Origin of the sequence: Xenorhabdus sp. IM139775 (assembly GCF_028598745.1) — a bacterium.
Lineage (GTDB): Bacteria > Pseudomonadota > Gammaproteobacteria > Enterobacterales > Enterobacteriaceae > Xenorhabdus.
In genome coordinates this window covers 1-538 of sequence record NZ_JAQRFK010000251.1, presented here as the reverse complement: position 1 = coordinate 538, position 538 = coordinate 1, and the positions used below count along the sequence as shown (strand labels likewise).

Annotated in this window: 1 protein-coding gene; it reads left to right on the top strand. The window is 35.9% G+C overall.

The genetic code is table 11. The features are described 5' to 3' along the window. On the top strand, positions 1-375 hold a 375-nt coding region (locus PSI17_RS17300), incomplete at its 5' end, for an isocitrate lyase/phosphoenolpyruvate mutase family protein (RefSeq protein WP_273553128.1). Positions 376-538 lie beyond the last annotated feature (163 nt).

The window sequence follows — 538 nt, the reverse complement described above, 5'->3', positions numbered from 1 at the left end:
TTAATGATTTTCGCAAGACTGGAGAGTTTAATTGCTGGTTATGGAGTTGAAGATGCATTTGAAAGAGCTAATTCCTATATTAAATCTGGTGCTAATGGCATCATGATCCATAGTTGTATGGACACACCTAATGAGATCATTGAGTTCAGTAAAATTTTTAGAAAGAAATATCCGAAATTACCACTTATATGTGTGCCAACCACTTATTCAATGACTTATCATAAAGAACTGAGTAATGCCGGATTTAATATTATTATTTATGCTAATCATATGCTCAGAGCTGCTTATAAAGCAATGGAGTATGTATCCCACGAGATATTGAAAAATGGACGAACAGCAGAAATTGAGAAAGACTGCATTAGTGTAAAAAAGTGATAAACCTTATTCCTAATGTGTCCTGATTTTTTATTTTTTGAAAAACAAAGGAAAATGTCATGGAAATTAATAAGCGACAATTAGTGCTTGGGGCTTACCTTGCTTATGGTACAGGGCATCATCCAGCCGCATGGCGTCATCCTGATGTCAATGCCCGGGCAGC